This is a genomic window from Serratia sp. OLAL2, assembly GCF_002752475.1.
Classification (GTDB): Bacteria; Pseudomonadota; Gammaproteobacteria; order Enterobacterales; family Enterobacteriaceae; genus Serratia; species Serratia bockelmannii.
Genome location: NZ_MSTL01000016.1, coordinates 96,304 through 118,461, shown reverse-complemented (window position 1 = coordinate 118,461; position 22,158 = coordinate 96,304). Strand labels below are relative to the sequence as shown.

General features: G+C 61.1%; 21 protein-coding genes. 13 read left to right on the top strand and 8 right to left on the bottom strand.

The annotated features are described in order from the left end of the window. The first annotated feature begins 2 nt into the window (after window positions 1-2). From murD to lpxC, 9 genes are all read left to right on the top strand, one after another. A complete protein-coding gene (gene murD / locus BVU99_RS09430) occupies window positions 3-1,322 on the top strand; it encodes a UDP-N-acetylmuramoyl-L-alanine--D-glutamate ligase (RefSeq protein ID WP_025301569.1) in 1,320 nt (439 codons plus the stop codon). Continuing rightward, window positions 1,319-2,521 (top strand): cell division protein FtsW, encoded by a 1,203-nt coding sequence (gene ftsW, locus BVU99_RS09425; protein WP_025301570.1) that lies wholly within the window; start codon window positions 1,319-1,321, stop codon window positions 2,519-2,521. Before murD ends, ftsW begins: the two co-directional genes overlap by 4 nt. 3 nt (window positions 2,522-2,524) lie before the next feature. Further along, entirely contained in the window at window positions 2,525-3,589 is a 1,065-nt protein-coding gene (murG, locus tag BVU99_RS09420; RefSeq protein ID WP_004932773.1) for an undecaprenyldiphospho-muramoylpentapeptide beta-N-acetylglucosaminyltransferase, read from the top strand. A gap of 84 nt (window positions 3,590-3,673) precedes the next feature. Next, on the top strand, window positions 3,674-5,149 hold the full coding sequence (gene murC / locus BVU99_RS09415; protein WP_025301571.1) for a UDP-N-acetylmuramate--L-alanine ligase: 1,476 nt from the start codon (window positions 3,674-3,676) through the stop codon (window positions 5,147-5,149). Continuing rightward, on the top strand, window positions 5,142-6,062 hold the full coding sequence (locus BVU99_RS09410; protein WP_025301572.1) for a D-alanine--D-alanine ligase: 921 nt from the start codon (window positions 5,142-5,144) through the stop codon (window positions 6,060-6,062). The genes murC and BVU99_RS09410 overlap by 8 nt, the downstream gene beginning before the upstream one ends. Window position 6,063: 1 nt before the next feature. After that, window positions 6,064-6,915, top strand: a complete 852-nt coding sequence (gene ftsQ / locus BVU99_RS09405; protein WP_004932761.1) for a cell division protein FtsQ — start codon at window positions 6,064-6,066, stop codon at window positions 6,913-6,915. Beyond that, window positions 6,912-8,168 carry a cell division protein FtsA gene (ftsA, locus tag BVU99_RS09400; protein WP_004932758.1) on the top strand — a complete coding sequence of 419 codons (1,257 nt, stop codon included), beginning with the start codon at window positions 6,912-6,914 and terminating at the stop codon, window positions 8,166-8,168. Before ftsQ ends, ftsA begins: the two co-directional genes overlap by 4 nt. Before the next feature lie 74 nt (window positions 8,169-8,242). Further along, complete coding sequence (ftsZ, locus tag BVU99_RS09395; protein ID WP_004932757.1) at window positions 8,243-9,397, top strand: cell division protein FtsZ; 1,155 nt, start codon at window positions 8,243-8,245, stop codon at window positions 9,395-9,397. A 103-nt stretch (window positions 9,398-9,500) separates the two neighbouring features. Continuing rightward, entirely contained in the window at window positions 9,501-10,418 is a 918-nt protein-coding gene (gene lpxC / locus BVU99_RS09390; RefSeq protein WP_004932754.1) for a UDP-3-O-acyl-N-acetylglucosamine deacetylase, read from the top strand. Between the two features lie 114 nt (window positions 10,419-10,532). On the opposite strand, the gene BVU99_RS09385 is transcribed toward lpxC, so the two are convergent. Then, complete coding sequence (locus tag BVU99_RS09385) at window positions 10,533-11,048, bottom strand: DUF721 domain-containing protein (RefSeq protein WP_025301574.1); 516 nt, start codon at window positions 11,046-11,048, stop codon at window positions 10,533-10,535. 26 nt (window positions 11,049-11,074) lie between these two features. Between BVU99_RS09385 and secM the strand changes: the two genes are divergently transcribed. From secM to mutT, 3 genes are all read left to right on the top strand, one after another. Next, the gene (secM, locus tag BVU99_RS09380) at window positions 11,075-11,605 is read left to right on the top strand and encodes a secA translation cis-regulator SecM (RefSeq protein ID WP_049204789.1); all 531 of its coding nucleotides are present in this window, start codon (window positions 11,075-11,077) and stop codon (window positions 11,603-11,605) included. 82 nt (window positions 11,606-11,687) lie between these two features. After that, window positions 11,688-14,396, top strand: coding sequence for a preprotein translocase subunit SecA (gene secA / locus BVU99_RS09375; RefSeq protein WP_025301576.1), 2,709 nt, complete (start codon window positions 11,688-11,690; stop codon window positions 14,394-14,396). Between the two features lie 80 nt (window positions 14,397-14,476). Next, window positions 14,477-14,881, top strand: a complete 405-nt coding sequence (gene mutT, locus BVU99_RS09370) for an 8-oxo-dGTP diphosphatase MutT (protein ID WP_025301577.1) — start codon at window positions 14,477-14,479, stop codon at window positions 14,879-14,881. Window positions 14,882-14,920: 39 nt separating this feature from the next. On the opposite strand, the gene yacG is transcribed toward mutT, so the two are convergent. The 3 genes from yacG to coaE are packed head-to-tail and all read right to left on the bottom strand — an operon-like array spanning window position 14,921 to window position 16,536. Next, on the bottom strand, window positions 14,921-15,112 hold the full coding sequence (yacG, locus tag BVU99_RS09365) for a DNA gyrase inhibitor YacG (protein ID WP_025301578.1): 192 nt from the start codon (window positions 15,110-15,112) through the stop codon (window positions 14,921-14,923). A 51-nt stretch (window positions 15,113-15,163) separates the two neighbouring features. Then, window positions 15,164-15,916 carry a cell division protein ZapD gene (gene zapD / locus BVU99_RS09360; protein ID WP_099816580.1) on the bottom strand — a complete coding sequence of 251 codons (753 nt, stop codon included), beginning with the start codon at window positions 15,914-15,916 and terminating at the stop codon, window positions 15,164-15,166. A 5-nt stretch (window positions 15,917-15,921) separates the two neighbouring features. Beyond that, window positions 15,922-16,536 (bottom strand): dephospho-CoA kinase, encoded by a 615-nt coding sequence (gene coaE / locus BVU99_RS09355; RefSeq protein ID WP_043135914.1) that lies wholly within the window; start codon window positions 16,534-16,536, stop codon window positions 15,922-15,924. 362 nt (window positions 16,537-16,898) lie between these two features. Here coaE and BVU99_RS09350 point away from each other — a divergent pair, with 362 nt between their 5' ends. After that, window positions 16,899-17,942: a GMP reductase gene (locus BVU99_RS09350; protein WP_043135912.1), complete on the top strand. Its 1,044-nt coding sequence runs from the start codon at window positions 16,899-16,901 to the stop codon at window positions 17,940-17,942. A 54-nt stretch (window positions 17,943-17,996) separates the two neighbouring features. On the opposite strand, the gene hofC is transcribed toward BVU99_RS09350, so the two are convergent. The 4 genes from hofC to nadC form a co-directional block, all read right to left on the bottom strand. Next, window positions 17,997-19,196 carry a protein transport protein HofC gene (gene hofC, locus BVU99_RS09345; RefSeq protein ID WP_043135909.1) on the bottom strand — a complete coding sequence of 400 codons (1,200 nt, stop codon included), beginning with the start codon at window positions 19,194-19,196 and terminating at the stop codon, window positions 17,997-17,999. Then, a complete protein-coding gene (gene gspE / locus BVU99_RS09340) occupies window positions 19,193-20,635 on the bottom strand; it encodes a type II secretion system protein GspE (RefSeq protein ID WP_025301582.1) in 1,443 nt (480 codons plus the stop codon). Before gspE ends, hofC begins: the two co-directional genes overlap by 4 nt. A 5-nt stretch (window positions 20,636-20,640) precedes the next feature. Continuing rightward, window positions 20,641-21,078, bottom strand: coding sequence for a prepilin peptidase-dependent pilin (ppdD, locus tag BVU99_RS09335; protein ID WP_099816579.1), 438 nt, complete (start codon window positions 21,076-21,078; stop codon window positions 20,641-20,643). A gap of 189 nt (window positions 21,079-21,267) precedes the next feature. Further along, the gene (gene nadC / locus BVU99_RS09330; protein WP_025301584.1) at window positions 21,268-22,158 is read right to left on the bottom strand and encodes a carboxylating nicotinate-nucleotide diphosphorylase; all 891 of its coding nucleotides are present in this window, start codon (window positions 22,156-22,158) and stop codon (window positions 21,268-21,270) included.

Sequence of the window (22,158 nt, the reverse complement as noted above, 5' to 3'; positions counted from 1 at the left end):
TCATGGCAGACTATCAGGGTAGAAAAGTCGTCATCATCGGGTTGGGCCTCACCGGCCTGTCCTGTGTCGATTTCTTCATGGCGCGCGGCGTGACGCCGCGCGTGATGGATACCCGTATCGCGCCGCCAGGGTTGGACAAACTGCCTGAAAGCGTGGAGCGCCATCTGGGCGATCTGAATCAAGACTGGCTGCTGGCGGCGGATCTGATCGTCGCCAGCCCGGGCGTCGCGCTGGCGACCCCGGCATTGAGCGCCGCGGCTGACGCCGGCGTGGAAATCGTCGGCGACGTCGAACTGTTCTGCCGCGAGGCGCAGGCGCCGATCGTGGCGATTACCGGCTCCAACGGCAAGAGCACCGTCACCACCCTGGTGGGCGAGATGGCGAAAGCCGCCGGTTGGGCGGTGGGCGTGGGCGGCAATATCGGCCTGCCGGCGCTGAGCCTGTTGCGTCAGGAATGTCAGCTTTACGTGCTGGAGCTGTCCAGCTTCCAGCTGGAAACGACGTATAGCCTGCGGGCGGCGGCGGCGACCATCCTGAACGTGACCGAAGATCATATGGATCGCTATCCGTTCGGTCTGCAGCAGTATCGCGGTGCCAAGCTGCGCGTGTATGAAAACGCCGCGGTGTGCGTGGTGAACGCGGACGACGCGCTGACCATGCCGGTGCGCGGCGCCGACGAACGCTGTGTCAGCTTCGGCGCGGACGTAGGCGACTATCACTTGAACCGCCAGCAGGGGGAAACCTGGCTGCGGGTGCGCGGTGAGAAGGTGCTGAATACGCGCGAAATGAAGCTGACCGGCCGCCACAATTACACCAACGCCCTGGCGGCGCTGGCGTTGGCGGATGCGGTCAATATCCCGCGTGCGTCCAGCCTGAAGGCGCTGACCACCTTCACCGGCCTGGCACACCGCTTCCAGCTGGCCTGGGAGCACAACGGCGTGCGTTGGATCAACGATTCCAAAGCCACCAACGTCGGCAGCACCGAAGCGGCGCTGAACGGCCTGCAGGTGGACGGCACGCTGCATCTGCTGCTGGGCGGCGACGGCAAGTCCGCCGATTTCTCGCCGCTGGCGCGCTATCTGCAGGGCGACAACGTGCGTCTGTATTGTTTTGGCCGTGACGGCGCTCAGCTGGCACAGCTGCGGCCGGAAGTGGCGACGTTGACCGAGACCATGGAGCAGGCGATGCGCACCATCGCCGGCCGCGTACAGCCCGGCGATATGGTGCTGTTGTCGCCGGCCTGCGCCAGCCTCGATCAGTTCCGTAATTTTGAAGTGCGCGGCGATGAGTTCGCCCGCCTGGCGCAGGAGCTTGGCGGATGAAACTACGCTTGCCGAACTTCGGGCTGACAGAACGGCTGAAAGACTGGGTGACCGGCGCGCGCGACAACGACGCGGTCAACATGGTGCTGTACGATCGCACCCTGCTGTGGTTGACCTTCGGGTTGGCGATCATCGGCTTCGTGATGGTGACCTCGGCCTCGATGCCGATCGGCCAACGCCTGGCGGACGATCCGTTCCTGTTCGCCAAACGTGACGCGCTGTACCTCGGCCTGGCGTTCGGCCTGTCGCTGGTGACGCTGCGCATCCCGATGGAAATTTGGCAGCGCTACAGCAACGTGATGCTGCTGATGTCGATCGTGATGCTGCTGATCGTCCTGGTGGTGGGGAGCTCGGTAAACGGGGCCTCGCGTTGGATCGCACTCGGCCCGCTGCGTATTCAGCCCGCGGAGCTGTCCAAGCTGTCGCTGTTCTGCTACCTGGCGAGCTATCTGGTACGCAAGGTGGAAGAGGTGCGCAGCAACTTCTGGGGCTTCTGCAAGCCGATGGGCGTGATGGTGGTGCTGGCGGTGCTGCTGCTGGCGCAGCCGGATCTCGGCACCGTGGTGGTGCTGTTCATCACCACGCTGGCGATGCTGTTCCTGGCCGGCGCGAAAATGTGGCAGTTCCTGGCGATCATCGGCTCCGGCGTGTTCGCCGTGGTGCTGCTGATCATCGCGGAACCGTACCGTATGCGCCGCGTGACGTCGTTCTGGAACCCGTGGGCCGACCCGTTCGGCAGCGGCTACCAGCTGACCCAGTCGCTGATGGCGTTCGGCCGCGGCGAGTTCTGGGGGCAGGGGCTCGGCAACTCGGTGCAGAAACTGGAGTATTTGCCGGAAGCGCACACCGACTTCATCTTCTCCATTTTGGGGGAAGAACTGGGCTATATCGGTGTGGTTTTAGCCCTGTTAATGGTATTCTTCGTCGCTTTTCGCGCGATGTCCATCGGGCGCCGCGCGCTGGAGATCGACCAACGCTTCTCCGGCTTCCTGGCCTGCGCGATCGGCGTGTGGTTCAGCTTCCAGGCGCTGGTTAACGTCGGCGCCGCCGCGGGCATGCTGCCGACCAAAGGTCTGACGCTGCCGCTGATCAGTTACGGCGGTTCGAGCTTGCTGATTATGTCGACGGCGATCGTGCTGTTGCTGCGAATTGATTATGAAACGCGCCTGACCAAGGCTCAGGCGTTTGTGAAGAGGTAAGGGATGAGCGGGAAACCTAAGCGTTTAATGGTGATGGCAGGCGGTACCGGCGGGCACGTGTTCCCGGGGCTGGCGGTCGCGCATCATCTGATGGCGCAGGGCTGGCAGGTGCGCTGGCTCGGAACCGCAGACCGAATGGAAGCCGATCTGGTGCCGAAGCACGGGATCGAGATCGATTTTATCCGCATCTCCGGCCTGCGCGGCAAGGGCCTGAAGGCTCAATTGACCGCACCGCTGCGGATCTGGCAGGCGGTGCGCCAGGCGAAAGCCATTATGCGCAGCTATCAGCCGGATGTGGTGCTGGGAATGGGCGGCTACGTCTCCGGTCCCGGCGGCCTGGCAGCCTGGCAGTGCGGCATCCCGGTGGTGCTGCACGAGCAGAACGGCATCGCCGGTTTGACCAACCGCTGGCTGGCGCGCATCGCCGCCAAAGTGATGCAGGCCTTCCCCGGCGCGTTCCCGAACGCCGAGGTGGTGGGCAACCCGGTGCGTACCGACGTGTTGGCGCTGCCGTTGCCGGCAGAGCGGTTGCAAGGGCGCGAAGGCCCGATCCGCGTGCTGGTGATTGGCGGAAGTCAGGGCGCCCGCGTGCTGAATCAGACAGTTCCTGAAGTCGCGGCGCGTTTGGGCGATAGAATTACGCTCTGGCATCAGGTTGGCAAGGGCGCGCTGGAAACGGTGCTGCGCGACTACGAAAGGGTAGGGCAGACGCAGCACAAAGTGACCGAGTTCATCGACGACATGGCCGCCGCCTATGCCTGGGCCGACGTGGTGGTCTGCCGCTCCGGCGCGTTGACCGTCAGTGAAATCGCGGCGGCAGGGCTGCCGGCGATCTTCGTGCCGTTTATGCACAAGGATCGTCAGCAGTACTGGAACGCGCGTCCGCTGGAAGAAGCCGGCGCGGCGAAGATTATCGAACAGCCGCAGTTTAACGCCGATGTGGTGGCCGAACTGCTGGCGAGTTGGGATCGCAAGACGCTGCTGGCCATGGCCGAGAAAGCGCGTGCGGTCGCCATTCCGGATGCCACCGAGCGCGTGGCGGCGGAGCTGGTGCGGCTCGCCAAGTAACGAGTGCAGGGGTTCGGTGCGCCGAACCTGAATAAAAGCAATGTGATGTAGGGCCGGGGTACCGGATCCGGATTAGAGAGAGTGATGAATACACAACAACTGGCGAAACTACGTACTATCGTGCCCGAGATGCGTCGCGTCCGGCACATTCACTTTGTCGGCATCGGTGGTGCCGGCATGGGTGGTATCGCCGAAGTGTTGGCAAACGAAGGGTATCAGATCAGCGGCTCCGACCTGGCGCCGAATCCGGTCACCCAACAGTTGAGCGCGCTCGGGGCGACGATTTATTTCAATCACCGTCCGGAAAACGTGCTGGATGCGAGCGTGGTGGTGGTGTCTACCGCCATCTCCGCCGACAACCCGGAGATCGTCGCCGCTCGTGAAGCGCGCATCCCGGTGATCCGCCGCGCTGAAATGCTGGCGGAGCTGATGCGTTTTCGCCACGGTATCGCTATCGCCGGCACGCACGGCAAAACCACCACCACGGCGATGGTCTCGAGCATTTACGCCGAAGCCCGCCTGGACCCGACCTTCGTCAACGGCGGGCTGGTGAAGGCGGCGGGGACCCACGCACGACTGGGGTCCAGCCGTTATCTGATCGCGGAAGCGGATGAGAGCGATGCGTCGTTCCTGCATCTGCAGCCGATGGTGGCCGTGGTCACCAACATCGAAGCCGACCACATGGACACCTACCAGGGCGACTTCGAGAACCTGAAACAGACGTTTATCAATTTCTTGCACAACCTGCCGTTCTATGGCCGCGCAGTGATGTGCATCGACGATCCGGTGGTGCGCGAGCTGTTGCCGCGCGTGGGTCGCCACATCACCACCTACGGCTTCAGTGAAGATGCCGACGTGCGCATCGAAGACTACCGGCAGATTGGGCCGCAGGGGCACTTTACCCTGAGCCGTCAGGACAAACCGTTGCTGACGGTGACGCTGAACGCGCCGGGCCGCCACAATGCGTTGAACGCAGCGGCGGCGGTGGCGGTAGCGACCGAAGAAGGCATCGACGACGAAGATATCCTGCGCGCGCTGGCGGGCTTCCAGGGCACTGGGCGCCGCTTCGATTTCCTCGGCGAGTTTCCGCTGGAGCCGGTCAACGGCAAAGCGGGCAGCGCGATGCTGGTGGACGATTATGGCCACCATCCGACCGAAGTGGACGCCACGCTGAAAGCGGCGCGCGCCGGCTGGCCGGACAAGCGTCTGGTGATGATCTTCCAGCCGCACCGCTACACGCGTACTCGCGATCTGTACGACGATTTCGCCAACGTGCTGTCGCAGGTGGATGTGCTGCTGATGCTCGACGTGTACGCCGCCGGTGAAGCGCCGATCCCGGGCGCGGACAGCCGCTCGCTGTGCCGCACCATCCGCAGCCGCGGCAAGCTGGATCCGATCCTGGTTTCCGATGCCGATACCGTGCCGGAAACGCTGGCGCAGCTGCTGCAGGATGAAGACCTGGTGCTGGTGCAGGGCGCCGGCAACGTGGGCAAAATCGCCCGTAAACTGGCCGAGCTGAAGCTGCAGCCGCCGAAGAAAGAGGAGGAGCACCATGGCTGATAAAGTTGCAGTTCTGCTGGGCGGCACCTCCGCCGAACGTGACGTTTCCCTGCAGTCCGGCGCTGCGGTGCTGGCCGGGTTGCGCGAAGCCGGCATCGATGCGCACGGCGTCGATACCCGCGATTTCCCGGTGACCCAGCTGAAAGATCAAGGGTTCACCAAAGTGTTTATCGCGCTGCACGGCCGCGGCGGCGAGGATGGCACCCTGCAGGGGCTGCTGGAGTTCCTCGAGCTGCCTTATACCGGCAGCGGCGTGATGGCCTCGGCGCTGACCATGGACAAATGGCGCACCAAGATGGTGTGGCAGTCGATGGGCTTGCCGGTGGCGCCTTACGTGGCGCTGAATCGCCAGCTGTATCTCGGCGCCGAAAAAGCGGCGCTGCTGGCGCGCGTGGCGGATCTCGGCCTGCCGGTGATCGTCAAGCCGAGCCGCGAAGGCTCCAGCGTCGGTATGAGCAAGGTCACCGAAAGCGCTGCGTTGGAAGCCGCGCTGGAAGAAGCCTTCCGCCATGACGACGATGTGCTGGTGGAGAAGTGGTTGAGCGGGCCGGAATACACCGTGGCAATGCTGGGCGACCAGGTGCTGCCGTCTATCCGTATCCAGCCGGCCGGCGTGTTTTACGACTACCAGGCCAAGTACATTTCGGACGATACGCAGTACTTCTGCCCGAGCGGTTTGAGCGCCGAGCAGGAAGCCGAGATGGCGGCATTGGCGCTGCGCGCCTACCGCGGTCTGGACTGCAGCGGCTGGGGCCGCGTCGACGTGATGCAAGACAGCGATGGCAGCTTCTATCTGCTTGAGGTGAACACCTCTCCGGGCATGACCAGTCATAGCCTGGTGCCGATGGCAGCGCGCCAGTTTGGATTAAGCTTCTCGCAGCTAGTGGCGAGAATTTTGGAGTTGGCCGACTGATATGTCGCAAGCTGCCCTGAATGCGCGCGATCGCGAGGTGGATAACGGCCCGCGCCGCAGCAATGGAACCCAGTTGGCGGGAATGATTTTCCTGCTGATGGTGTTGGGAACGGTCGTGTGGAGCGGTTGGGCGGTGCTTGGCTGGATGAAAGACGCCAGCCGCCTGCCGCTCTCAAGGCTGGTGGTGACCGGCGAACGCCACTACACCACCAACGATGATATTCGTCAGGCGATCCTGGCGCTGGGCGCCCCCGGCACCTTTATGACGCAGGATGTGGACGTCATCCAGCAGCAGATCGAACGTCTGCCGTGGATCAAGCAGGCCAGCGTGCGCAAACAATGGCCGGATGAGCTGAAGATCCATCTGGTGGAGTACGTCCCGGTGGCGCGCTGGAACGATTTGCACATGGTGGACGCCGAGGGCAAAGCGTTCAGCGTGCCGGCGGAGCGGGCGGGTAAGCAGAAGTTGCCGCTGCTCTACGGGCCGGAAGGGAGCGAGCAGGATGTGCTGGAGGGCTATCGGGCGATGAGCGCCACGTTGGCGGCCAGCAAATATACGCTGAAAATGGCGGCGATGACCGCGCGCCATTCCTGGCAGCTGGCGCTGGACAACGATGTCCGGCTTGAGCTGGGGCGCGATGACCGCAATGGGCGTTTGCAGCGGTTTATCGAGCTTTACCCGGTATTGCAGCAGCAGGGCCAGGCGGAGAGCAAGCGTGTCAGCTATGTCGATCTGCGCTACGAGTCCGGCGCTTCGGTAGGGTGGGCTCCGGTGTTGGTCGATCCGCAGGCGCTTGGCGGTCAGCAAAACAGTAATCAGCAACAGAATCAGGCACAGGCAAAACAACAATGATCAAGTCGACGGACAGAAAACTGGTAGTTGGACTGGAGATCGGTACTGCAAAAGTCTCCGCGTTGGTAGGGGAAGTTCTGCCCGATGGCATGGTCAACATTATCGGGGTGGGCAGCTGCCCGTCTCGCGGCATGGATAAGGGTGGCGTAAACGACCTGGAGTCGGTGGTGAAGTGCGTACAACGCGCCATCGATCAGGCCGAGCTGATGGCGGACTGCCAGATCTCGTCGGTGTATCTGGCGCTGTCGGGCAAGCACATCAGCTGCCAGAACGAAATCGGCATGGTGCCGATCTCGGAAGAGGAAGTGACGCAGGACGACGTGGAGAACGTGGTGCACACCGCCAAATCGGTGCGCGTGCGCGACGAACACCGCATTCTGCACGTGATTCCTCAGGAATACGCCATCGATTATCAGGAAGGCATCAAAAACCCGGTTGGGCTGTCCGGCGTGCGCATGCAGGCCAAGGTGCATCTGATTACCTGCCATAACGATATGGCGAAGAACATCGTCAAGGCCGTGGAACGTTGCGGCTTGAAAGTTGACCAACTTATTTTCGCCGGTCTGGCCGCGAGCTACGCGGTGCTGACCGAAGATGAACGCGAACTCGGCGTTTGCGTGGTGGATATCGGCGGCGGCACCATGGATATGGCGGTGTACACCGGCGGTGCGCTGCGCCACACCAAAGTGATCCCTTACGCCGGGAACGTGGTCACCAGCGATATCGCTTACGCCTTCGGCACGCCGCCGACCGACGCGGAAGCGATTAAAGTTCGACATGGCTGTGCGCTTGGGTCGATTGTTAGCAAGGATGAGAATGTAGAGGTGCCTAGCGTCGGGGGACGTCCTCCGCGCAGTCTGCAAAGACAGACGCTGGCTGAAGTCATTGAGCCACGCTACACCGAACTGTTGAATCTGGTTAACGATGAAATTTTGCAATTGCAGGAGCAACTGCGTCAGCAAGGGGTGAAGCATCATCTGGCGGCCGGTATCGTGCTGACCGGTGGCGCCGCCCAGATTGATGGCCTGGCAGCCTGTGCGCAACGGGTGTTCCATACCCAGGTACGCATCGGCCAACCCTTGAACATCACGGGTCTGACGGATTATGCGCAGGAGCCTTACTACTCGACGGCGGTAGGTCTGCTGCACTATGGAAAAGAGTCTCACCTGAGCGGTGAGACAGAAGTAGAAAAACGCGCCTCGGTGGGCAATTGGTTTAAACGCATCAATAGCTGGCTGAGAAAAGAGTTTTAATGTTTCAACAAAGAGATCATGCTGAGTAATCTTTTTATGATCTCGCAGCGACAGGCACAAAACGGAGAGAAACTATGTTTGAACCAATGGAACTAACCAATGACGCGGTGATTAAAGTCATCGGCGTCGGCGGCGGCGGTGGCAACGCCGTTGAACACATGGTGCGCGAGCGCATCGAAGGTGTTGAATTCTTCGCTGTGAACACGGACGCCCAGGCGCTCCGTAAAACGGCGGTTGGCCAAACCATCCAGATTGGTAGCGGTATTACCAAAGGTCTGGGTGCGGGCGCGAACCCTGAAGTGGGTCGCAATTCAGCGGAAGAAGACCGCGAAGCCCTGCGCGCAGCGCTGGACGGCGCAGACATGGTCTTCATCGCAGCCGGCATGGGCGGCGGTACCGGTACCGGTGCAGCGCCAGTGGTGGCTGAAGTGGCTAAAGATTTGGGTATTCTGACCGTGGCCGTGGTGACCAAGCCTTTCAACTTCGAAGGCAAGAAGCGCATGGCATTCGCGGAGCAGGGTATCGCTGAGCTGTCCAAACACGTGGACTCGCTGATCACTATCCCGAACGACAAGCTGTTGAAAGTTCTGGGTCGCGGCATTTCCCTGCTGGACGCGTTCGGCGCGGCCAACGACGTGCTGAAAGGCGCCGTGCAGGGTATCGCCGAGCTGATCACCCGTCCGGGCCTGATGAACGTCGACTTCGCCGACGTGCGCACCGTGATGTCCGAAATGGGCTACGCGATGATGGGTTCCGGCGTGGCTTGCGGTGAAGACCGCGCCGAAGAAGCGGCCGAAATGGCGATCTCCAGCCCACTGCTGGAAGACATCGACCTGTCCGGCGCGCGCGGCGTGTTGGTCAACATTACCGCTGGCTTCGACCTGCGTCTGGATGAGTTCGAAACCGTGGGTAACACCATCCGCGCGTTCGCTTCCGACAACGCTACCGTGGTTATCGGTACCTCGCTGGATCCAGAAATGAACGACGAACTGCGCGTAACCGTGGTTGCAACCGGTATCGGTATGGACAAGCGTCCTGAAATCACCCTGGTGACCAATAAGCAGGCCAGCCAGCCGGTGATGGATCACCGTTATCAGCAGCACGGCATGTCGCCTCTGCCGCAGGAAGTGAAACCTGCCGCGAAGGTGGTCAACGACCAAGCTGCGCAGCCGAATAAAGAGCCCGACTATCTTGATATTCCAGCCTTCCTGCGTAAGCAGGCAGACTAAGAATATCCTGAGAATTTGGAATCTCCGCTCTTTGTGCTAAACTATCCCGCCAGCCATGCTGTATGCTTGGCTGGTAGGATGGATAACATTGCGAGATAAAACGATGATCAAACAAAGGACATTAAAACGTATTGTTCAGGCGACTGGCGTCGGTTTGCATACCGGCAAGAAAGTCACGCTGACAATGCGCCCAGCGCCGGCTAATACCGGGGTCATCTATCGTCGCACTGACTTGAATCCACCGGTTGATTTTCCGGCTGATGCAAAATCCGTGCGTGATACCATGCTCTGTACTTGCCTGGTGAATGAGCATGACGTGCGTATTTCGACCGTTGAGCACCTCAACGCCGCGCTGGCTGGGCTGGGCATCGACAACATCGTCATTGAAGTCGACGCCGCTGAAATCCCAATCATGGACGGCAGCGCCAGTCCGTTCGTGTTCTTGCTGCTGGATGCCGGCATCGAAGAACTGAACTCGGCGAAGAAATTCCTGCGTCTGAAAGAGACTGTGCGTGTTGAAGACGGCGACAAATGGGCCGAGCTGTCCCCGCATAACGGGTTCCGCTTGGACTTCACCATCGATTTCAACCACCCGGCTATCGACGCCAGCTCTCAGCGCTATCGCCTTGATTTCTCGGCTGAGTCGTTCGTGCGTCAAATCAGCCGCGCGCGCACCTTCGGGTTTATGCGTGACATCGAATACCTGCAGTCCCGTGGCCTGGCCTTGGGCGGCAGCTTCGATTGCGCCATCGTGGTAGACGACTACCGCGTGCTGAACGAAGACGGTCTGCGTTTCGAAGACGAATTCGTACGTCACAAAATGCTGGACGCCATCGGCGACCTGTTCATGTGCGGCCACAACATCATTGGCGCGTTCACCGCGTTCAAGTCTGGCCACGCGCTGAACAACAAACTGCTGCAGGCCGTGTTGGCCAAGCAGGAAGCGTGGGAATACGTGACCTTCCAGGACGAAGCCGAAATGCCATTGGCATTCAAGGCACCGTCTACCGTATTGGCGTAAGGTCTGAATTCCTCGCCTGCGAATAACGGCAGGCGCATCCCCTGAGAGCCTGAGAATTCAGGCTCGCGATGGTGTGATGCCGGCTGTCAGGTGTTTTGCAGTTCGTGTCGCTGATTACTTATCACGACTGGTTGTGTTGGTACCCTCTCCGGCCAATGCAGCCAGCCGTTCCAATATTTTGCGCAGCTTCTCCGGGCTACGGCTTGCCAATCCTCTCAGTTCCTCCGCACTTTCCAGACTCAAATGCCGCATTGGCACGGGTTTTTCAGGCGCTTTTTCGGCGTTTTGCACCTGGTTGCTGCCTTTCGCCATCAAGGCCGGATTAATCCTGATGTCGATCGACGACAATGATGGTAGAATTTGCGCTCGTAGTGCAGACAGCAAAGCGGGTTGTTCGTAGCGCAAGCGCATCATCCAACTGGCATTTGCCGTTTCGAGCACTAAAATACCCTGTCGGAAATTCGCGACGCGGCACCAGGGATGCAGGGGAGCGGGCAACAGGCCCTTCACTGCACGGTTAAGCTTGAGCAGCGCCACCGCGCGTTGCTGGACGTTTTGCAGCGTCCCTTTGCTGCCGGCAGACGCGTCGTCGAACAGGACATCTAATAATTGTGGACGGCTATCGCGCATAATGGGCTCCGGCGGATTATAAACTCGTGATCGGTATTCTAAATCGTTGGCGACAATTTGGCAGACGTTATTTCTGGCCCCATCTCCTGTTAGGGATGGTTGCGGCCACGCTTGGCGCACCTTCCAATTTGTCCGGCGCCCCCGATCAGGCCGCACTGCCGAGCACATCGTCCAGCCTTAACCGGCAAAATTCGGCCAACGGCACCTTCAACAGCCTGGCCCTGCTGCAGGACGCACATCGCCGTCCTACCTTCAGCGTAGATTATTGGCAGCAACATGCGCTGCGCACCGTCATTCGTCACCTCTCTTTCGCGCTGGCGCCGCAGGCGGTTTATGCGCGGGTGCAGGAGAGCGAAGCCGAAGCGGAACCCCCTTTGCAAGTGGCGCAACTGGCGCTGCTTTCTACTCTCAACGCGCTGCTGACGCACGAGCCGAAGCCGCCGACCATCATTCGTCACACCCACCTTGAGGTGTTGCCAACGCTGGCACGGCATCAGACCGGCCTGTGGGTGGCGCAGGTGCAAGGCATTCGTGCCGGGCCCGCCGCACTCGTCTGACTTCGCCCTTCGGGCACAAAAACCATAAATAATAGCAAGTTGACTGCCGTGCTCGGCCGTCATGACAGAGATATCAAACATCATGTTAGTGAAATTATTAACCAAAGTTTTTGGCAGCCGTAACGATCGTACCCTGCGCCGCATGCGCAAAGTGGTTGAGCAGATCAACCGCATGGAACCGGACATGGAAAAACTGTCCGATGACGAGCTGAAAGCGAAAACCAACGAGTTCCGCGCGCGCCTGGAGAAAGGCGAGTCGTTGGACAGCCTGATCCCTGAAGCCTTCGCCGTGGTGCGTGAGGCGAGCAAGCGCGTGTTCGGCATGCGTCACTTCGACGTGCAGCTGCTGGGCGGCATGGTGCTGAACGATCGCTGCATCGCCGAGATGCGCACCGGTGAAGGTAAAACCCTGACCGCGACGCTGCCGGCTTATCTGAACGCCCTGAGCGGCCGCGGCGTGCACGTCGTGACCGTCAACGACTATCTGGCGCAGCGTGACGCCGAAAACAACCGTCCGTTGTTCGAGTTCCTCGGCCTGAGCATCGGTATTAACCTGCCGGGCATGCCGGCGCCGGCCAAGCGTGAAGCTTACGCCGCCGACATCACCTACGGCACCAACAACGAATACGGCTTCGACTACCTGCGCGACAACATGGCGTTCAGCCCGGAAGAGCGCGTGCAGCGCAAACTGCACTATGCGCTGGTGGATGAGGTGGACTCCATCCTGATCGATGAAGCGCGTACGCCGCTGATCATCTCCGGCCCGGCAGAAGACAGCTCCGAGATGTACATCAAGGTCAACAAGCTGATCCCTAAACTGATCCGCCAGGAAAAAGAAGACTCCGACACCTTCAAGGGTGAAGGGCACTTCTCGGTGGATGAGAAGGCGCGTCAGGTCCACCTGACCGAACGCGGCCTGATCCTGATCGAAGAGATGCTGGTGGAAGCTGGCATCATGGATGAAGGCGAATCGCTGTACTCGCCGACCAACATCATGCTGATGCACCACGTTACCGCCGCGCTGCGTGCCCACGTGCTGTTTACCCGCGACGTGGACTACATCGTGAAAGACGGCGAAGTGATCATCGTCGATGAGCACACCGGCCGTACCATGCAGGGCCGCCGCTGGTCCGACGGTTTGCACCAGGCGGTGGAAGCCAAAGAAGGCGTGGAGATCCAGAACGAGAACCAGACGCTGGCTTCGATTACCTTCCAGAACTACTTCCGTCTGTACGAGAAGCTGGCCGGGATGACCGGTACCGCCGATACCGAAGCCTTCGAATTCAGCTCGATCTACAAACTGGACACCATCGTGGTGCCAACCAACCGTCCGATGATCCGTAAGGATATGCCGGATCTGGTGTACATGACCGAGAAAGAGAAGATCGGCGCCATCATTGAAGACATCCGCGAGCGTACCGCCAAAGGCCAGCCGGTGCTGGTGGGTACCATCTCAATCGAGAAATCCGAAGTGGTTTCCCATGAGCTGACCAAAGCGGGTATCGAGCACAAGGTGCTGAACGCCAAATTCCACGCCATGGAGGCGGACATCGTCGCCCAGGCGGGTCAGAGCGGTGCGGTGACCATCGCCACCAACATGGCGGGCCGTGGTACCGATATCGTGCTGGGCGGCAGCTGGCAGGCCGAAGTGGCGCTGCTGGAAGAACCGACCGAAGAGCAAATTGAAGCCATCAAAGCCGCCTGGAAAGTGCGCCACGATGCGGTGCTGGCGGCGGGCGGCCTGCATATCATCGGCACCGAGCGCCATGAATCGCGCCGTATCGATAACCAGCTGCGCGGCCGTTCCGGTCGTCAGGGCGACGCCGGTTCATCCCGCTTCTACCTGTCGATGGAAGATGCCCTGATGCGTATCTTCGCCTCGGATCGCGTGTCTGGCATGATGCGTAAACTGGGTATGAAAGAAGGTGAGGCGATTGAGCACCCGTGGGTGACCAAGGCGATTGCCAACGCTCAGCGCAAGGTGGAGAGCCGTAACTTCGATATCCGTAAGCAACTGCTGGAATACGACGATGTCGCCAACGATCAGCGCCGCGCTATCTACAGCCAGCGTAACGAATTGCTGGACGTGTCCGACGTGAGCGAAACCATCGCCAGCATCCGCGAGGACGTGTTCAAGAGCACCATCGACAACTACATCACGCCGCAGTCGCTGGAAGAAGAGTGGGACATTCAGGGGCTGGAAGAGCGCCTGAAGAACGACTTCGATCTGGAGATGCCAATTGCCCAGTGGCTGGACAAAGAGCCGGAGCTGCACGAAGAGACGCTGCGCGAACGTATTCTGGAGAACGCCAAAGAGCAGTACCTGCGTAAGGAAGACGTGGTCGGCAGCGAAATGATGCGCAACTTCGAGAAGGGCGTGATGCTGCAGACGCTGGATTCCCTGTGGAAAGAGCACCTGGCGGCGATGGACTACCTGCGTCAGGGCATCCACCTGCGCGGCTATGCGCAGAAGGATCCGAAGCAGGAGTACAAGCGCGAATCCTTCAACATGTTCGCCACCATGCTGGAATCGCTGAAATATGAAGTGATCAGCGTGCTGAGCAAGGTACAGGTGCGGATGCCGGAAGAAGTGGAAGCGCTGGAACAGCAGCGCCGTGAAGAGGCTGAGCGCCTGGCGCAGCAGCAACAGCTGAGCCACCACGACGAGAACGCGCTGGTGACCGAAGATCCGAACGCGCCGGCGACCGCCGAGCGCAAAGTGGGCCGCAACGATCCTTGCCCATGCGGTTCCGGCAAGAAATACAAGCAGTGCCACGGCCGCCTGCAGTAATGCCGGCTGCGGTTAACCGATAACACCCAGGGGTTCAGCTTGCTGAGCCCCTGTTTTTTGGCACCCATCAGGAGGGTGAGATGAAACATCTGAATATCGCCGTGGGCATCATCCGCAATGCTCAACGGGAGATCTTTATTACCCGCCGCGCCGCTGACACGCACATGGCCGGATTTTGGGAGTTTCCCGGCGGCAAGATCGAACCGGGTGAGACGCCGGAACAGGCCCTGAGCCGCGAGTTGCGTGAAGAGACCGGTATCGAAGCCGAACGTGCCGAACTGTTGGAGGTGGTGGAGCATCGTTTCAGCGATCGCATCGTGACACTGAATTTTTATCTGGTGGAGCGTTGGGCGGGCGAGCCGTTTGGCCGTGAAGGGCAGCCGATGCGCTGGGTAAAACAGGCCGATCTGCGTGAAGACGAGTTCCCGGAAGCCAACGTCGGCATTATTCAACTGCTGGTGGCGCAGGCTAACGCCGCGCAATAACAAGATTGGCCTGGCGTCCGCCAGGCCTTCAACCGGCGACTAGCGGTCGTCGAGTTCGCTCCAGTCTTCGCTTTCCGACAGATCGCTGTTGCTCGGAATGCGCTTCTCTTCATCGGCCCACTCGCCAAGATCAATCAGCTGGCAGCGCTTGCTGCAAAACGGCCGGAACGGGCTGACTTCACCCCAAACCACGCCGGTGCCACAGGTTGGGCATTTTACTACGGTCGTCATAACGGTTCCTTACGCCTTCTGTCAGTGCTGAGAAGGCTTTCTTTCACAAGTTCAACAACAGGCCAGTTCGAACGTCAGGCGTTCAGGCACCACGCCATTTTCACTGTCCAGCGGCAGGAAACGAATGGCATAACGCGTCTTGTGGCCGGAAATCTGCGGATAAAGCTGCGGCGCCAGATGGAGGCGCAGGCGCAGGAGATCCGCCCCTTCGGCGTTGTCCTGGAAAAAGCCGTTCAGGCTGATTTGATTGCGGAATGGCCCGGATTGGCGGATCAGATCCAACACCATGATCAGCGCCTGGTTCAGCGGATCCAGCGACTGTAGCCAGGCGGCGACGTCGGCATCGCGATCCTGCTGCGGCGCGTGCATCCACATGTGCAGGGTTGGCAGATCGAAGCTGCAGCAGCCGCCGGGAATGTTCAGCCGCTGACGGACCAGACCGATCAGCCGGTCTTCACGCAGCGCCTGGCCGAGGCGCGGCGCCGCCATCAGCTCCGATGAGCGCGACTTCAACTGGCCGCGCAGCTGATCGATCAGCGCCATATCCACGCCCGGCACATCGGCCCAGGCCAACAGTTTTTGCTGCTGGCGCTCCAGCTCTTTGAGCAGTTCGGTGCGCACTTCGCCGCGCTCCAGCACGTCCAGCAGGTCGGAGACGGTGCGAAAGAAGGTAAGGGCGATGGCGGTTTCGCTCAGGGCGCGCTGGCCGTGTAGCTGTTGCAGCAGAAATTCGATGCGCAGCCAGGTGCGCATTTTTTCGTTAAGCGGGTGTTCAAAGAGAACGGTTGGGGAAACATCACTCATGCAGTTTAATCCTGTTGGGGCGCTGTTGCCGCCAGTTCAAGGTAGCGACGATGCAGTGCGGCGACCTGTGGCTCTATCCCCTGAGCGGCGCCGCTGTTGTCAATAATGTCATCCGCCACGGCGAGGCGCTGCTGGCGCGTGGCCTGGGCGGCGAGAATGCTCTGCGCTTGCTCGCGGCTGACGCCGTCGCGCGCGATGGTGCGAGCCAACTGGGTCTCAGCGTCGACATCGATCACCAGCACCCGATCGGCGCGATCCTGCAGGCGGTTTTCCACCAGCAGCGGCACCACCCACAGTGCGTACGGGCTGGCAGCCTGCGCCAGTTGGCGTTGGGTCTCGCGGTGTATCAGCGGGTGCAGCAGTTGGTTCAGCCAGGTTTTATCATCGGGGTGGCTGAAGATGCGCTGACGCAGAGCAGCGCGGTTGAGCGCGCCGTCCGGCAGCAACATTTCATTACCAAATCGCTCGGCGATCGCGGCCAGAGCAGGGGTGCCCGGCTCAACGACCTGACGGGCGATCACGTCGGCATCGACAATGGCTGCGCCGTGGCGCGCAAAGGCGTTCGCAACGGTCGTTTTGCCGCTGCCTATGCCCCCGGTCAACGCAACAATGTAGGCCATGGTGTTAGGTGCATCCGATGTTCATAAAAAAATAATAGACGAATCATAAAGCGATCGCGCAGAAGTGCAAGTCGGCAGGCGGCGCTTGCGCCTCGGCCCCGTTTGGACGGCGAGAAAAAGCGCAGCGGCACGGCAGAAATGAGCGGGCAATCACACTGCGATTATGCAGGTAAATTTGTCGGATTGTAGCGTAAATAAAGGCGAATTCGCAGTCTTGTTCGGCGATTATTAGCGCGTATTATAACGTCACTGGAACTGGCATTAATCTCGCCGCCGTCTTTTTGCGCCACTGGAAAGCCGTCGGGCTGAGGTTCGAACATCCACCTTGCGATCCGTCGCCATTAACCAGGAAATCATAAGTCATGCGTATTGAAGAAGATTTGAAGTTGGGCTTTAAAGACGTGTTGATCCGCCCTAAGCGCTCCACGCTGAAAAGCCGTTCCGAGGTTGAACTGGAACGTCAGTTTACCTTCAAGCATTCAGGTTGCAGCTGGTCCGGCGTGCCGATTATCGCCGCCAACATGGACACAGTGGGTACCTTCCGCATGGCCGAGGCCCTGGCTTCTTTCGATGTTCTCACCGCCGTACACAAACATTACAGCGTCGAGCAATGGGCTGATTTCGTGCAGCGCATGCCGGAATCGGTGCTGCGCCACGTGATGGTGTCCACCGGCACTTCCGAAGCCGACTTCACCAAAATGCAGCAGATCCTGGCCCTGTCTCCGGCGCTGAAATTCATCTGTATCGACGTGGCCAACGGCTACTCTGAACACTTCGTCGCCTTCCTGCAGAAAGCGCGCGAAGCCTGCCCGAATCACGTGATCTGCGCCGGCAACGTAGTGACCGGCGAGATGGTGGAAGAGTTGATCCTCTCCGGCGCCGACATCGTTAAAGTCGGCATTGGCCCGGGGTCGGTATGCACCACCCGCGTGAAAACCGGCGTGGGCTATCCGCAGCTGTCGGCGGTAATCGAATGCGCCGATGCGGCCCACGGGCTGGGCGGCCAAATCGTCAGCGACGGCGGCTGCTCGGTGCCGGGCGATGTCGCCAAAGCCTTCGGCGGCGGCGCGGACTTCGTGATGCTGGGCGGCATGCTGGCCGGCCACGACGAGTGCGAAGGCACCGTGGTGGAAGAGAAAGGCGAGAAGTTCATGCTGTTCTACGGCATGAGCTCCGAGTCAGCGATGAAGCGCCATGTCGGCGGCGTAGCGGAGTATCGCGCCGCCGAAGGGAAAACCGTCAAGCTGCCGCTGAGGGGCGAGGTGGAGTTTACCGTGCGCGATATCCTCGGTGGTCTGCGTTCCGCCTGCACCTACGTCGGCGCCGAGCGTTTGAAAGAGCTGACCAAGCGCACCACCTTTATCCGCGTGGCAGAGCAGGAAAACCGCGTCTTCGGCAGCAAATAAGCCGCACCTTGCATTCGGGCGCAGCACACCGCGGCGCCCGCTATCCTCTTCCCTTTATCCCAACACGCTGCCCAGTTGAAAGATAGGCAGGTACATGGCGATCACCAAAGCGCCGACAATCCCGCCCACCACCAGCATCAGCAGCGGCTCCAGCGTTTGCGCCAGCGTATCGGCCAGCTCGTGCGTCTGCCGTTCATACCACTGCGCCAATTTATCCAGCAAGGCGTCCAGCGAACCGGACTCTTCGCCCACCCGCACCAACTGCCGGCACAGCGGCGGAAACAGCGGTTGCAGGCCCATGGCATGATGAAAGGCTTCTCCTTCGGCGATCTGCCGTCGCACCTGCTCCAGCGCCTGTCGGTACAGCAGATGGTCAGCCGCCAGCGCCGCCGCGCTCAAGCCTTCCACCAGCGTCAGCCCGGCGCGTTGGGTCATGGTCAGGATGCGAAATGTTTGGCTCAGCGCGCCGCCGCTCACCAGCCGGGCGATCAGCGGCAGGCGAAGCAAGAGTGCCTGTTCACGTCTGCGCCACGGCGGGCGCGGATGCAGCCAGCGGCAGTAGCCGAACAGCGATGCGCCGAGCAGCAGCGCCAAATAGGGGCCAACGGCGATCAGCAGCGCGGACAACTTCAATAGCCCTTGGGTAAACCAGGGCAGTGGCGCATCGAACGATTGATAAACCTTGGCGAATTCTGGCAGCACCATCACCAGCATCAGCACGCTGACCAGCAGCGCCACCGCACAGATGAAGAGGGGATACCGCAGCGCCTTGGTCACCTTGCGGCGCAGCAGCAGCTGGGCTTCTTGCTGTTGTGCCAGCTGCAGGCAGCAGCGATCGAGGTTACCGGTCAGTTCGCCGATGGCGATCAGCTGGCGGTAGATTAGGGGAAAAATCCCCGGTTGTTCGGCGAGGGTTTCGGAAAGCGGTTGCCCTTCGCGCACCTGGTCGGCCAGCTGGCGCAGCAGGCAGCGCCAGGCTGCCGAAGGATGCTCTGCTGCCAGCAACTGCAGCGCATCGACCAGCGGCAACCCCGCCTGCAGCAGAGTGGCGAGCTGGCGGGTGAAGTGGATTAAGGGTTCTCCACGCCATTGACCGGGCGTAACGCGTTTGCCGTGCCCGATTCGGCACGGTTGCATGCCTTGCTCAATCAGTAATCGGCTCACCTGCCGTTTTTCTTCGCTCATCAGTTCGCCGCGGCGTAAGGCGCCCTGAGCGTCGAAAGCCTGCCACAGAAACAGGCGGCGTGCTTTCATGACGTGGTTGCGCCGAGCTGGACGACGTCGATCACGCGATACAGTTCTTCCAGCGAGGTCGTGCCTTCGGCGGCCAGAGTCAGCCCGGCCTGCAGCAGCGAAAGCTGCCCCTGCTCACGGGCGATATTCGCCAGCAGGCTAGGAGCAGCGTTCGCCAGCAGCGCCGCCTGTATTTCCGGCGTAATGGCCAACAGCTCATACACGCCGATGCGCCCATAGTAGCCGCCGAAGCAATGCTCGCAGCCGTCGGCGCGCCAGGCGGTCAGCGGTTCTGGCCAGATAGCGGTGGGAAAATGCGTCGGCTGGCTTTGCGGGTAGCGGCAGTGGCGGCACAGCCTGCGCACCAACCGCTGCGCGACGATCAGCTTCAGGCAGCCGGCGAGCAGGTAGCCGGGGATCCCCATGTGCATCAGCCGCGTCAGGGTTTCGCCAGTGGAGTTGGTATGCAGCGTTGACAGCACCAGGTGGCCAGTTTGCGCGGCCTTGACCGCGATCTCGGCGGTTTCCGTATCGCGGATCTCGCCGATCATGATGACGTCCGGATCCTGACGCAGCAGGGCGCGCAGCACCCGGGCGAAGCTCAGCTCGGTTTTGGCGTTGATCTGGGTCTGATTAATGCCGAACAGCGGGATCTCGACCGGATCCTCGACGCTGCATAGGTTGCTTTGCGCATCGTTCAACTGGCGCAGACCGCTGTACAGCGTCACCGTCTTGCCGCTGCCGGTCGGGCCGGTCACCAGGATTAACCCTTGCGGGCAGGCCAGCGCCGTCGCGTAGCGCGCCAGATCCGCCCGGCTCATGCCCAGTTTATCCAGCGGCAGCTCCTGCTGCTCACCCTGCTGGACGCGCAGCACCACCTTTTCGCCGTGCAGCGTCGGCAGGGTGGCGATACGCATGGCATAGCGCGCGCTGTCCAGCGTCAGGCTGAGCTGCCCGTCCTGAGGCTGACGGCGCTCGGCGATATCCAACTGGCCGAGGATCTTCAGCCGGGCGATGAGGCGCGCGGTCAGCTGCGGCGGCGGTGAGGCGAGGGTTTGCAGCACGCCGTCGATGCGCAGACGAATGCGAAAATGCTGCCGAAAGGGCTCGAAGTGGATGTCCGAGGCGCGGCGCTGAATGGCCAGGCGCAGCGTCTGGTTGATGAACTGTACCACCGGCGCATCGCCGTCGTCGGGGTAGGCGATATCGGTTGTGTCCTCTTCGGCCGCCAGCGGTGCCGAGAGCGGCTCGTGGTGCTGATTCAGCGCCAGCTCCAACCTGGCCGCCGGCCATTGTTCCAGATGGATGCGTTTGCCGGTGGCGAAACGCAGCGCCGCCAGCAGCCCCTGCGGCGCTTCTTCGCTGAGCGCGACCGTCAGGGTGGTCGGGTCTTCGCTCAGCGCCAGCGCCTGATAGCGCCGACACAGGGTGTGAACCTCTTCGCTGATTTGCGCGTTCATCGCTGCTACTCCGCTGCGTCGTCGAAGCGGAAGACTTCCCGGCACACCTCAACCAGCGTCGCGTTTTCGCTGCTGCACAGCCGGGTCCAGTGGGTCAGCCCATCGGCGTTCGATTTGGGGGTTAACGCCACCGCCAGCCCCTGCAGCGTTTGGGCGCCAGTCAGCGTGATGACGCCTTTAACGACTTTCACCTCGCTGACGTAACGCGACGCGCCGCCGGTGGGAATGCCTTTGCTGCCAGCGTCACAGCCGGCGGGCGCGCCTTCATCCAGCACGCACAGTTCGACCGCCAGTTTATACGGCGCCATGGTTTGCAGCATGTCGGTCATCGCCGCTTTCTGGATGTAGCGCTGGTAGGCGGGAATGCCGATGGCGCTGAGGATGGCGATGATGGCGATCACCACCATCAGTTCGATCAGGCTAAAGCCGCGTTGCGTTTCCATGCGTTGTTTCCTCCATAAGGGTGTGGAAAACAACGGTAGCGGTTTGCGCGGGGGAACGGCGAGCGGGTTTTACGCGTTTCTCGGCGTGCTTCCATCAGTAATGATGCCGTTTGCAGCGGAGGGAAAAACGGTGCGAGGGGCTTCGCAAATCTGCGGTAACGCCCCCGGCGGCGGCCGGGGGCGAGGGGATCATTTGAAGCGCATCGACAGATCGAGCGCGGTCACATGTTTGGTCAGCGCGCCGACCGAAATGTAATCCACGCCGGTCTCGGCGAAGGTGCGCAGCGTCTCGCTGGTGACGTTGCCGGATACCTCCAACTGGGCGCGGCCCTGGGTTTGGGCGACCGCCTGACGCATCATCTCGACGCTGAAGTTGTCCAGCATGATGATGTCGGCGCCGGCGTCCAGCGCCTGCTGCAGTTCATCAAGCGATTCGACTTCCACTTCCACCGGCACGTCGGCGTGCAGCCAGAAGGCTTTTTCCACCGCGTTTTTGATCGAGCCGGAGGCGATGATGTGGTTTTCCTTGATCAGGAAGGCATCGGACAGCCCCAGCCGGTGGTTGCTGCCGCCCCCGCACAGTACGGCATATTTCAACGCGGTGCGCAGGCCGGGCAAGGTCTTGCGGGTATCGAGCAGGCGAGTCTGGGTGCCTTCCAGCAGAGCCACATAGCGGCTGACCTCGGTCGCCACGCCGGAGAGCATCTGCACGAAGTTCAGCGCGGTGCGCTCGCCGGTCAACAGCACCCGCGCAGGGCCGCGCAGCCGGCAAAGCGGTTGGTTCGGTATCAGACGGTCGCCGTCTGCCACCAGCCACTCCACCTGCACCTGGTTGCCCAACTGAATAAAGACTTCGTTCAGCCAGCGGCGGCCACAGAACACGCCGGCTTCGCGGGTAATGACGGTGGCTTCGGCCTGCTTGTCCGCCGGTAACAATTGCGCGGTAATATCGCGCCCGGCGTCAACTTCACCTCCCAGGTCTTCGCGCAGCGCCTGGGCGACGGAATAGGGAATATCACTTTCAATACGTTCAAGAAGCTCGGTACGGCGACGGTCGGCACTGTAGCGGCGTGTCGGCAT

Bases quoted from the DNA above. Each gene is read 5' to 3' on its own strand.
- murD (WP_025301569.1), top strand. From the start codon at position 3: ATGGCAGACTATCAGGGTAGAAAAGTCGTCATCATCGGGTTGGGCCTC.
- ftsW (WP_025301570.1), top strand. From the start codon at position 1,319: ATGAAACTACGCTTGCCGAACTTCGGGCTGACAGAACGGCTGAAAGAC.
- murG (WP_004932773.1), top strand. From the start codon at position 2,525: ATGAGCGGGAAACCTAAGCGTTTAATGGTGATGGCAGGCGGTACCGGC.
- murC (WP_025301571.1), top strand. From the start codon at position 3,674: ATGAATACACAACAACTGGCGAAACTACGTACTATCGTGCCCGAGATG.
- BVU99_RS09410 (WP_025301572.1), top strand. From the start codon at position 5,142: ATGGCTGATAAAGTTGCAGTTCTGCTGGGCGGCACCTCCGCCGAACGT.
- ftsQ (WP_004932761.1), top strand. From the start codon at position 6,064: ATGTCGCAAGCTGCCCTGAATGCGCGCGATCGCGAGGTGGATAACGGC.
- ftsA (WP_004932758.1), top strand. From the start codon at position 6,912: ATGATCAAGTCGACGGACAGAAAACTGGTAGTTGGACTGGAGATCGGT.
- ftsZ (WP_004932757.1), top strand. From the start codon at position 8,243: ATGTTTGAACCAATGGAACTAACCAATGACGCGGTGATTAAAGTCATC.
- lpxC (WP_004932754.1), top strand. From the start codon at position 9,501: ATGATCAAACAAAGGACATTAAAACGTATTGTTCAGGCGACTGGCGTC.
- BVU99_RS09385 (WP_025301574.1), bottom strand. From the start codon at position 11,048: ATGCGCGATAGCCGTCCACAATTATTAGATGTCCTGTTCGACGACGCG.
- secA (WP_025301576.1), top strand. From the start codon at position 11,688: ATGTTAGTGAAATTATTAACCAAAGTTTTTGGCAGCCGTAACGATCGT.
- mutT (WP_025301577.1), top strand. From the start codon at position 14,477: ATGAAACATCTGAATATCGCCGTGGGCATCATCCGCAATGCTCAACGG.
- yacG (WP_025301578.1), bottom strand. From the start codon at position 15,112: ATGACGACCGTAGTAAAATGCCCAACCTGTGGCACCGGCGTGGTTTGG.
- zapD (WP_099816580.1), bottom strand. From the start codon at position 15,916: ATGAGTGATGTTTCCCCAACCGTTCTCTTTGAACACCCGCTTAACGAA.
- coaE (WP_043135914.1), bottom strand. From the start codon at position 16,536: ATGGCCTACATTGTTGCGTTGACCGGGGGCATAGGCAGCGGCAAAACG.
- BVU99_RS09350 (WP_043135912.1), top strand. From the start codon at position 16,899: ATGCGTATTGAAGAAGATTTGAAGTTGGGCTTTAAAGACGTGTTGATC.
- hofC (WP_043135909.1), bottom strand. From the start codon at position 19,196: ATGAAAGCACGCCGCCTGTTTCTGTGGCAGGCTTTCGACGCTCAGGGC.
- gspE (WP_025301582.1), bottom strand. From the start codon at position 20,635: ATGAACGCGCAAATCAGCGAAGAGGTTCACACCCTGTGTCGGCGCTAT.
- ppdD (WP_099816579.1), bottom strand. From the start codon at position 21,078: ATGGAAACGCAACGCGGCTTTAGCCTGATCGAACTGATGGTGGTGATC.
- nadC (WP_025301584.1), bottom strand. From the start codon at position 22,158: ATGCCGACACGCCGCTACAGTGCCGACCGTCGCCGTACCGAGCTTCTT.